This is a genomic window from Petrachloros mirabilis, from assembly GCF_975968855.1.
This window is the reverse complement of record NZ_CDLUDY010000282.1, coordinates 1-4,462: the sequence shown is the minus strand read 5'-3', so window position 1 is coordinate 4,462 and position 4,462 is coordinate 1. Positions and strand designations below refer to the sequence as shown.

The following is a 4,462-nucleotide window of genomic DNA, read 5'->3' as shown; positions in this document are numbered from 1 at the left end:
TTTCGATTGCAGCTTGAGTTGTCGAGCATTCTTCGAGTCCGATACGATATGGTCTTCAAGGGCAAGCCCGATCGATGTCATGGGAGTAACTATTTTGAGGATGACCGCTTTGCTCTCATCCGAAGCGGCCTGTCCGCTCAATACGATGGATCGGCCGTCGATAATGATGGAACCACGTCCGTCCATGTGTCGCAGTAAAGGCAGGATCGTGGGAAGCGGAGATAGCCACCCTGAGGGAGTGACCTGGGGATCGACCGTGAGTTGATCGACAAGGCGAACAGGTGTGCCCTCGAAGAGCGTACGGGCCTGTTGCAGAATACGGTCTCGAGTGGCGGAATCCGGAAGTGATCCTCGAATCGTCAACTGACCCGCTTCGAGCCTCGCATAAAAATTTGCAGGAACGAAAGCCGCCTGCGAGACTGAGGAAGGGATATGACGAGGGATACACACTAAAGCTAGGAGAGCGAGTGCTACCGCACCTCCACCGAGGATGGTCCTGCGCCTCATGAGTCCTTACCGTACGCGTGACATGAGGCAAAACCGTAACATAAAGATGGTTCTACAAACCAGTCCGGAACCCATTATAACGAAAGGGATTTCTGAGAGACAGACAAGAGAAATCGAGCACAGGAGCAGATCTAGCGGGAGTAGACGTTGATCTTGAAACACCTGTTCTCATCTCGACCTTTGTCACTTCTTGCACTAGTCCTCGCCCATTTGTTATCCTCCGCTCCGCCTTCCGAACACGAACCACTCTATCTGGATCTATATTAAGGAGTTGCACGATGGCCAGCATCAAGCGGGCATTGATTAGCGTGTCAGACAAAACCGGCGTCATCGAAATGGCCAAAGGCCTGGAGTCACTTGGCGCAGAAATTTTATCGACTGGGGGGACGGCAAAGGCACTACGCGACGCAGGCGTGACAGTCACTGATGTCGCCGCATACACCGGTTCTCCCGAAATTCTCGACGGTCGTGTCAAAACTTTGCATCCAAAAATCCACGGAGGACTCCTTGGCCGGCGTTCCCTTCCGGCTCACGTGGAACAAATGAAACAACACAACATCGGGCCGATTGATGCCGTGGTCGTCAATCTCTATCCCTTTGAGGCTACTATCGCGAAGCCCAACTGTCCCATTGAAGAGGCCATCGAAAACATCGATATCGGAGGTCCGTCGATGCTACGGTCGGCCGCTAAAAACCATGAAGATGTTTTGGTCGTCGTCGATCCGGCGGATTACGGCAGGGTATTGAGCGCAGCCAAATCCGGGAATGTTCCCCATTCCTTGCGCCGTGAATTGGCAATGAAAGTGTTTCAGCATACGGCGCGTTATGACAGCCTGATTGCCGGCTACCTGGAACGGCAGGTCCAGGGCGGAGAGGTTAAATTTCCCAAGATTCTTTCCTTGCAATACGAACTTGGTGAAACACTACGATATGGTGAAAACCCCCACCAGCAGGGAGCCTTCTATCGCGAGATGCATTCAAATGAACCCTCGGTCTCACGTGGGAAGATTCTGCACGGGAAGGCAATGTCGTATAACAATTTCCTGGATGCCAATTCTGCACTTGAACTGGCGAAAGAATACGAAGAAACCGCCGTGGCCATCATCAAGCATAATAATCCCTGCGGTGTGGCGATAGGGACGACTCCGGTCGAAGCCTATGTAAAGGCCCGCGAGACCGATCCGATCTCGGCATTCGGGGGAGTCATCGCATTCAATCGGCCGGTTGATCTGGCTGCGGCGAAAGAAATTACGTCAACGTTTGTAGAGGTTGTAATTGCACCAGGATTCGCTGATGACGCCATGGCGGAACTCAAGAGAAAGAAAGATCTCCGGTTGCTCGATGTTGGACCGCTGACGAAGGTCAAACAAGAGGGATACGACCTCAAAAAACTTGTAGGCGGTTTGATCGTTCAAGATCGCGACCTCGGAGTGTTGAAAGACTTGCGGTCCTTGCAAGTGCCGACTATCCGCAAACCGACCGATGATGAATATGCCGCCTGTGCATTCGCTTGGAAAGTCTGTAAACACGTCAAGTCGAACGCGATCATCTACGCCAAGCCAGGTCAGACAGTAGGCATCGGGGCCGGCCAGATGAGCCGTGTGGACAGCGTAAAACTGGCCGCAATGAAAGCGCAGATGCCGGTGAAAGGTTGCGTCATGGCTTCGGATGCATTTTTTCCATTCCGTGATGGCCTCGACGCTGCGGCCCAGGCGGGGATCACGGCGGTCATTCAACCAGGGGGATCGATTCGCGATTCTGAAGTGGTAAAAGCGGCGGATGAGCACGGATTAGCCATGATTCTCACGGGCATGAGGCATTTCAGGCATTAGCGGATGTTGGACCGCCTTCAAGCTCCGTTCTCACATCTACCAAGATCTCGACGCACACATGCGTTCTCTCCGAGGTTTCATTCGTCCCTGTCGTTCAGAACAGGGTGTTTAAAGATTCACCTTACGGGCAACATGAAGGTTATCACGTGAAGATTCTCGTCATCGGCAGCGGTGGGCGTGAGCACGCAATGGTATGGAAGCTGGCGCAAAGCCCCCGACGACCGCAATTGTTCTGCGCGCCAGGCAACGCAGGCATTGAATCATTGGCGACATGCGTGGGGATCAAGGCCGACGATGTGCCGGGCTTGAAAGATTTCGCGCAACGCGAAGGGATCGATCTCACGATCGTCGGACCGGAAGCGCCATTGGCGCTCGGCATTGCCGATGAGTTTCGAAAGACCAAGCTGAAGATCTTCGGGCCGACGAAGAACGCGGCACGCCTCGAGGCAAGTAAGATTTTCTCCAAGGAGATCATGGCGCAAGCGAAAATTCGCACGGCGCGTGCCAAATCCTTCGACAGGACGGCTGATGCTCTCGCCTATATTGATCAGCACGAAATTCCGGTCGTCATTAAAGCCGACGGCCTGGCACAGGGAAAGGGCGTCATCATCGCGACGACACGCGAGGAGGCCCGTCAAGCCGTCGTGGATTCGATGGACAAGGCGGTATTCGGTCAAGCTGGCAAACAGGTCCTCATCGAACAATTTCTCGAGGGAGAAGAATTGACGGTCATGGCCTTCACCGACGGGAAAGCCGTTGCGGCAATGTTGCCCGCACAAGATCACAAACGGGTGGGCGACGGCGATACAGGATTGAACACCGGTGGTATGGGAGCCTATTGTCCAGCCCCAATTGGAACAACCGCACTTTGTGAACAAGTGATTCGCGAGATCTTGCAGCCGATTGTCGACACCATGTCCAGGATGGGATCTCCCTTTCAAGGCGTGTTGTATGCCGGACTGATGATCGTGAAGGACATTCCCTATGTGTTGGAATTCAACGCACGTATGGGAGATCCGGAAACGCAGGTCGTGTTGCCGCTGTTAAAAACAGATTTGGTCGATGTTGCCGAGGCAGTGGTGGAACATCGGCTCGATCAGTTGCGCGTCGAATGGCACGACGATCATGCAGTTTGTGTCGTCATGACATCAGGAGGTTATCCGGGAACGTACCGGAACGGGTACCCTATTCGTGGACTCGACGCCGACCACTCAGAAGAAGCAACTGTCTTTCACGCGGGAACTGCCAGAAAGGACGGTTCCGTTGTAACGGCTGGAGGCCGCGTCTTGGGGATAACCGGCCGCGGTAAAACATTAGCTGAGGCTCAGGCCGTGGCTTATCGGGTTGCGAAGGCAATAACTTTCGACGGATGCCACTATCGGCGCGACATCGCTCACCGGGCCTTGCGGCCGCGCCTCTGAAAAAGCTACCCAGTCGTTCGACTTATGTCCGCAATCGAACCCTATTCATCCGCTGACCTACTTCGTATTTCGACGCATGTTAAGGCCACCGTACAACGAGGTGGAGTCATTGCAATCCCTACGGAAACTTATTATGGTCTTGCAGTTGATCCGTTTAATGAGCGAGCGATCGATCGGTTGCTCCACATCAAGGAGCGGGAAAATGGAAAACCGCTCTTGGTTGTTATCGGAACATTATCGCAGTTACCAAGTCTGGTCCAAATGGTGCCGCCTGCGGCGGAGTTCCTCATCAAAAACTGTTGGCCTGGACCTCTGACCATTCTTTTTCCGGCCAAAGAAGATTTGCCGCGTAATCTGACCGCGGGGACAGGAGCAATCGGAGTTCGGCTCAGTTCATGTGCCCCCCTCGTCGAGTTATTGCCGCTCGTAGGACCTTTAACGGGCACAAGTGCAAACCTAGGCGGCAGACCACCGGCACAGACCGCGCGAATGGTCGAAGAAGATTTGGGGCGCGATGTTGATCTCATCATTGACGCAGGACCGACTCCCGGAGGACTACCCTCAACGGTTCTTGATGCGCGAGGCCCGGTTCGAATAGTTCGAGAAGGGGCCATGACGAAAGCCGAGTTACAGCAGGTCCTTAGGGCAATAGACATTTCATTGGTGTAGAGCGAAGACTCGACACCGGTTCTTACTTGAGAG

General features: G+C 53.9%; 4 protein-coding genes. 3 read left to right on the top strand and 1 reads right to left on the bottom strand.

Annotated elements, in window-relative coordinates:
- On the bottom strand, nucleotides 1-507 hold a 507-nt coding region (locus tag ACWVCN_RS12120; protein WP_455246037.1), incomplete at its 3' end, for a hypothetical protein.
- Nucleotides 508-785: 278 nt separating this feature from the next.
- On the opposite strand from ACWVCN_RS12120, the gene purH reads away from it, so the two are divergent.
- The 3 genes from purH (at nucleotide 786) to ACWVCN_RS12105 (ending at nucleotide 4,429) form a co-directional block, all read left to right on the top strand.
- The gene (gene purH, locus ACWVCN_RS12115) at nucleotides 786-2,339 is read left to right on the top strand and encodes a bifunctional phosphoribosylaminoimidazolecarboxamide formyltransferase/IMP cyclohydrolase (protein WP_455246035.1); all 1,554 of its coding nucleotides are present in this window, start codon (nucleotides 786-788) and stop codon (nucleotides 2,337-2,339) included.
- A gap of 146 nt (nucleotides 2,340-2,485) precedes the next feature.
- Entirely contained in the window at nucleotides 2,486-3,760 is a 1,275-nt protein-coding gene (gene purD / locus ACWVCN_RS12110) for a phosphoribosylamine--glycine ligase (RefSeq protein ID WP_455246034.1), read from the top strand.
- Between the two features lie 24 nt (nucleotides 3,761-3,784).
- On the top strand, nucleotides 3,785-4,429 hold the full coding sequence (locus ACWVCN_RS12105; protein WP_455246032.1) for an L-threonylcarbamoyladenylate synthase: 645 nt from the start codon (nucleotides 3,785-3,787) through the stop codon (nucleotides 4,427-4,429).
- Nucleotides 4,430-4,462 lie beyond the last annotated feature (33 nt).